Origin of the sequence: Amphritea sp. 1_MG-2023 (assembly GCF_030547545.1) — a bacterium.
In the GTDB taxonomy this organism is placed as follows: Bacteria; Pseudomonadota; Gammaproteobacteria; order Pseudomonadales; family Balneatricaceae; genus Amphritea.
In genome coordinates this window covers 1-4513 of sequence record NZ_JAUOQE010000062.1, presented here as the reverse complement: position 1 = coordinate 4513, position 4513 = coordinate 1, and the positions used below count along the sequence as shown (strand labels likewise).

At 43.1% G+C, this 4513-nt stretch carries 3 protein-coding genes; 2 read left to right on the top strand and 1 reads right to left on the bottom strand.

Features of this window, described 5'->3' with window-relative positions; genetic code table 11:
• The first annotated feature begins 374 nt into the window (after window positions 1-374).
• Both Q4488_RS18595 and Q4488_RS18590 read left to right on the top strand, forming a co-directional pair.
• Window positions 375-1667 carry an aspartate aminotransferase family protein gene (locus Q4488_RS18595; RefSeq protein ID WP_303582072.1) on the top strand — a complete coding sequence of 431 codons (1293 nt, stop codon included), beginning with the start codon at window positions 375-377 and terminating at the stop codon, window positions 1665-1667.
• Window positions 1668-1733: 66 nt separating this feature from the next.
• On the top strand, window positions 1734-3221 hold the full coding sequence (locus Q4488_RS18590) for a PLP-dependent aminotransferase family protein (RefSeq protein ID WP_303582070.1): 1488 nt from the start codon (window positions 1734-1736) through the stop codon (window positions 3219-3221).
• A 70-nt stretch (window positions 3222-3291) separates the two neighbouring features.
• On the opposite strand, the gene Q4488_RS18585 is transcribed toward Q4488_RS18590, so the two are convergent.
• A complete protein-coding gene (locus tag Q4488_RS18585; protein WP_303582068.1) occupies window positions 3292-4212 on the bottom strand; it encodes a LysR family transcriptional regulator in 921 nt (306 codons plus the stop codon).
• Window positions 4213-4513 lie beyond the last annotated feature (301 nt).

Here is a 4513-nt window from a genome sequence, read left to right as displayed (position 1 = left end):
AACCAGTATGCCTGTAACGGTTGCCTTGATCTCCAGCTTCTCTGTCAGCCAGAGGCGTCATTGACTTATTCGCACCTCCCCTAATAAGCAGGGCTAGAAAGCCGACCGCTTGGCGCTTTAGGCCCCTACAAACACTGTCGACCGGTGAACGATCAAGCGACCATTGAACTGATTTAGGTCTTCCTCTCGTGAGTAGGCCTCAGTTGCAGGCTAGACAAAAAGACACAATCTGCACCCCTAAAAATGTTTTTTTCTGATACTTCTATAGGCTCAGTTATTTACTTATAGTCTTATACAACATGCAGACAATGACTTAAGTGACAACACTGAATAAATCGCCATCATCTGGCTATATTTCCCTATAAGGATGAACCATGAAAAACAACTCAACATCACAATGGATCGAAGACTTCGAAGGCAACAATATGCCTGAAACCATCGTCAGCTCAGGCTGTGGAGGTTGGGTTAACATTGAAGGTAATGAGCGTGCTTATGAAGCGGTTTCTGGCCATAGTTGTTTGAATCTGGGTCATGGACACTCAGAGTTAATTGACGTTGTTGCCGACTCCTTAAAGAACCTTTCCTATTGTTCCCCCGAACACCTCAGCCCTTCGAGTATTGCTCTATCTGAACGATTGAGTACATTGTTGGGTGGCAACTACATGGTGAAGTATTCACTGAGTGGCTCATCATCTAATGAAATTGCCCTTAGCATTGCACGTAGGCGCTGGAAAGCCTTAGGCCATGCCAACAAAACCGTCTGCATCTCACTCGATCGCAGCTACCACGGTAACCTTGGACAAGCGCAATATGTCACCGGTTTTGAGGCCTTTCGAGTCGAAGGAAGACCCGATAACACTGATTTTGTACATATCTCCAGTGCTCGAAATGCCAATACGGGAGCACTATTCTCACTCACGGAGATACAAACACAAATTGAAAATACTGTCGCTTCTATCGGCGCAGAGCGAATTGCCTGTTTATTTGTTGAACCGGTTAATTTTGCTGGCGGTGTCATTGTCCCGCCTAAAGGTTACCTCAAACTTTTACGCAAGCTCTGCGATCAATATGAGATCACTTTAATCGTCGATGAAGTAATTACAGGCTTTGGCCGCTCAGGAGCATGGTTTGCTTTTCAGCAGGAAATGATTCGTCCCGATATAGTGACCATGGGCAAAGGCATCACAGCAGGCTATTTTCCTTTAGCAGCCGTCGCTGTGGATAAAAGAATTTATGATGAGCTACAGCATCATCAAGTTCCACTGAAAATGGTTATTACCATGGCAGGTCATCCGGTTGGCTGTAGCATTGCTTTAAAAGCGATAGAGATAGTCGAGCGCGATAATCTTTGCGCTCAAGTCACGTCAAATGAGCAAGTCATTCGCGCAACACTTAATCTTATCGCCGATTTGCCCATCATTAGTGAAATACGTGGATTCGGTCACATGTGGGGGCTAGAATTTTGTGACTTTAATGGCTATTCATCTGCTAATATCGCCACACAGGTTGCACAAGATTGTGAGCATAATGGCTGTATTGTGGCAGCTGCTGATGGCATTATTCGTATCAATCCGCCGCTCAATATGAGCGAAGATGAGTGTGATCATATGCTCAAAGTAATCACGGATGCCGTTAACACGATTACAGCCAACTTAGCGGCAGGCTAAAAGCTGGTTTATAACAGTTTCAACGCCGAGCATGCTATAAAGCACACTCTAAACAGGAAGAGTTCGATGTCCGGCGTTGAAATTTTAGATCGTTACATTCAGATTGATCGTGAATCGTCTACCCCACTTTTTTTACAGACCAAGAAAGGTCTTGAACAATTTATCAGCGATGGACGCTTTCAAAGCTTAAAACTGCCATCAACACGTCACCTAGCTGAACAGCTTAATATCAGCTTGAATACCGTGTTAAAGGCCTACGAAGAGCTAGAAGCTCAAGGTGTCATTTACTCTAAGCCCCGCTCAGGTTGGTACGTCAACGCAGAAACAGCGGCACAACAATCATCAAAAAAAGAACCGTCACCCAATCCTATTCCTCAAGACTGGATGCGCAGAGCAAAAAAAACAGAAACACCGGGGAATCCTGCTCAAGTCAATCGTTCGACATACGATTCTCAGTTTGCATTTCCATTTATTACAGCATCAATACCTAAAGATGCCTTCCCTTTCCCTGCTTGGATGAAAGCCTCGAGAGAAGCATTTCAAGGTGATAGTCGGCCATTTAGCTTATATGATAGCTTTGGTGCTGATGATCCCATTTTAATTGATACCATCCTCTCTAATATCCTCGCCCCTCGAGGTATAACTGCAACACCTGAAAACATACTACTGACAGCAGGCACTCAACACGCTCTACATTTAATTTCAGAACTTCTTATACAACAAGGCACCCCCGTGGTGATAGAGGATCCGGGATACCCAGATGCACGCCATACCTTTCTCAGAGCGGGAGCCACATTAACGCCAATCCCCCTCGATAACGGCGGAATCACTTTAAAAAAAATACCCGCAACAACTGAAATAATTTACACCACCCCAAGCCATCAGTTACCTAGCAATATCAGCATGTCTAACCCTCGGAAGTCAGGATTACTTCAGCTCGCTAAACGTTTAGGCTGCTGTATTATTGAAGATGATTATGATGCAGAGATGCGATTTATAGGCCGCTCTTCTCCGCCTCTGGCATCGCATGGATTAGATAACATTATTTACCTCAGCGGCTTCTCTAAACACCTTGGCTCAGTCTGTCGCATCGCTTATATCGTGGCGCATAAGGAGATAATATCGTCCCTACAGAATATACGTCGCTATCAATTACGAAATCTATCTGGACATGAACAACGAACGCTTGCCCACTTCATCTTGAATAAGGGTTATGAACAGCAGATACGTCATCTTCGTCGCATTGCTAAGAAAAGATGGAAAGTTTGCCAACAATTGATTGCAGAACTGCTGCCTGATTGGAAAGTAACCACGTCGACAGGTGGTCTAAATCTGTGGATTGAGGTGCCAGCTAATATTAATACAACCGAACTCGCACGCCTCTTACGTCAGCATGATATCGTTATTGAACCAGGCGCTGTTTTCTTTGCTGACCATCAACAAGGTCATCATTTTATAAAACTAGGTTTTTTATTACTCAACGAGCAACAACTACGTGACGGGCTTACAATGCTTGCTAACATATTAAAAAATACCTATAGCCGACGAAAATAAAAATACATTATCTAAAATAATAACCTAACAGCATCAGCGATTCAAAACGACTGTTTAAAAGCATCTTTCATTATGTGTTATTCTTAAACGACTGTAACTCCTGCGACAATTCACTCACAAAAGTAGAGGCCAACGCAGTCAATGGCCGGTGAGTAGGGGTAATTAAATAGATTGAAAAATCAATCTCAGGTAAGAAGGGCAAAAAGACGATTTTATCCTGATTATTACAATTAATGCGATAGCTTTCTACCGTCAGCGGATCAACAATAGCGCAAGCAAGCCCTTGCTCTACAAAGGTTAATTGCGGGATAAAAAACTGTGTTTCAAAACGTCGATTCATCGTCAGGCCTTGCTCTTTGAAGATCCGTTTAATCTTCCTAAAGCAGGCATGCGACTGCGCTAACATCGCCAGTGGCTTACCATCTAAATCCGCCGCCGTAATAGACTCTTTTTCAGCCAGTGGGTCATCCAATGGCACTGCACAGATGCATTTATAACGTAATTCACTATAGTCAATTAATGATAATCGTTCACTGGTATCGGGAATATAGTCCACCAGACCGACATCATATCGCTGAGTAGACAGCAGTTGCTGTACTTGGAACGCACTATGGGAAAACAGCGAGATATCAACATGATTCCGATTCTTGACAAACTCGCTGATAAATTTAGGCATAAAAAAAACAGAAGGACCAAACATCGAAACAATATTAATCCTTCCTCTCTCTAAAGAGCGGACTCTTGCCAGATTCTCTTCAATATCTTCTATTTTTTCGAGAACTTCAGAGACCTGGTTAAGAAGATATTCTGCTTCAGGTGTAGGGTTCAAGCGACCATCCCGACGCTCAAATAGTTTAATCCCAATCTCTTTTTCCAGACCGGTGAGTTGCGAGCTTATGGCGGGCTGAGTCCTAAATAAATTATTAGCGGCTTTAGATACTGAGCCCGTCAACATAACTTCTCTAAATGCTCGTATTTGCTTAAAATTCATAATATCAATTTATTACCAATTAGATTATTTAATCTATACTGTGACATCTGCTCGTTAACGATTTTTTTAGAACAGCTGCCACATTAATCCATATAATACTACCTAATACAGCCTTTTCTTTCTCGTAAAAAAGAGTGTTACAAGTATCAATTGCGCGCATGATTGCCCCCAGCAACTCAGCTTATTGACTATGGAAGGTGCGAATAAGTCTGTTATGTTCTCTGCGGACATGAGAATGGCCAGATACGCGAAAGCCAGTGCAGCGAAATGTCTGGACCTTTTCAAGCTGGCTGACAAAGTA

Bases quoted from the DNA above. Each gene is read 5' to 3' on its own strand.
- Q4488_RS18595 (WP_303582072.1), top strand. From the start codon at position 375: ATGAAAAACAACTCAACATCACAATGGATCGAAGACTTCGAAGGCAAC.
- Q4488_RS18590 (WP_303582070.1), top strand. From the start codon at position 1,734: ATGTCCGGCGTTGAAATTTTAGATCGTTACATTCAGATTGATCGTGAA.
- Q4488_RS18585 (WP_303582068.1), bottom strand. From the start codon at position 4,212: ATGAATTTTAAGCAAATACGAGCATTTAGAGAAGTTATGTTGACGGGC.